This is a genomic window from Mycobacterium neumannii (assembly GCF_002245615.1).
In the GTDB taxonomy this organism is placed as follows: domain Bacteria; phylum Actinomycetota; class Actinomycetes; order Mycobacteriales; family Mycobacteriaceae; genus Mycobacterium; species Mycobacterium neumannii_A.
The window spans coordinates 1-1080 of the sequence record NZ_NKCO01000054.1 but is presented as its reverse complement, the minus strand read 5'-3'; the positions used below and the strand labels follow the sequence as shown (position 1 = coordinate 1080).

Below are 1080 nucleotides of genomic sequence, written 5' to 3'. Positions count from 1 at the left end.
ATTCCTTTGCTCGAGTGACTTTGGACGGTCCCTCGAAGAATCACGCGATGACCTTCAATCACTCGGCTACGACACGCCGGTACCGCCGATCAGGTCCGACTCGTACACCACTCTGCTGGACGCAACCCTCACTCAGGAGGAGGTGGGTGGTTTCGGCGTCCAGCGACACAGACAAGTGGCCGGCCGTGGCGAAGGTATCCACCGCGGGTTGCACCGGTGGCAACAGCGCCGGCGTCGCGGCCACCTGCTGCCACACCTCGGCTTGCAGCACCACGTCTGGACGGTGGGCGCGTTCGGCCAGCAGCGCCGCCCATCGGGCGAACGACGTCACCGGCGCTGGCGGCGCCACTGGCTGTCCGCTGTGATGCTGAGCCCAGGCGATGTTCAAGTCTTCCAACAGAATTCGCCACGACACCCCGTCGACGGCCAGGTGGTGGACGATCAACGCAAGTTCGCCCGTCGTGGTCACCCACAGCGCGCTGACCATCACGCCGGCGGCCGGGTTCAACCGCGACCGTGCCGCCAGCACCGCATTATCGGACAACACGTCGATCGACCGCAGGCAATCACGCGCGTCTATCGCCCCGGCTTCAGGCACTGAGAGCGACCAGCCGTCGTTGTCGTCGTCCTCGACGCGCAGCCGGAGCATCGCGTGCCGATCGAGCAAGGCCTGCAACACGATTACCACGTCAGCCTCAGCAACCCCGGGGGGAGCCTTCACCACCATGGTCTGGTTGAACTGTTCGATCGGGCCTTCCATGTCGTGCAGCCAACGCATGATCGGCGTCTCGATCACGGAACCGATACCCTCGTCGACCGGCTCACCCGCACCGTCGGCCACCCTGGCCACCCTTGCCAACCGAGCGACCGTCTTCTCGACGAAGACGTCCCGTGGGCGGCACACCACACCGGCCGCGCGTGCCCGGGCGACCACTTGCATCGACAAGATGCTGTCGCCGCCGAGTTCGAAGAAGGAGTCGTCGACGCTGACGCGGTCTAGGCCCAGGACTTGGGCGTAGATGCCGGCCAGGATTTCTTCGATGGCGTTGGCCGGGGCGCGGTAGTGATCGATGTCGGTGT

Annotated in this window: 1 pseudogene; it reads right to left on the bottom strand. The window is 65.5% G+C overall.

The window, feature by feature from the left end:
• Positions 1–127: 127 nt before the first annotated feature.
• A pseudogene (locus CEX88_RS25760) lies at positions 128–1080 on the bottom strand (condensation domain-containing protein); the annotation flags it as partial.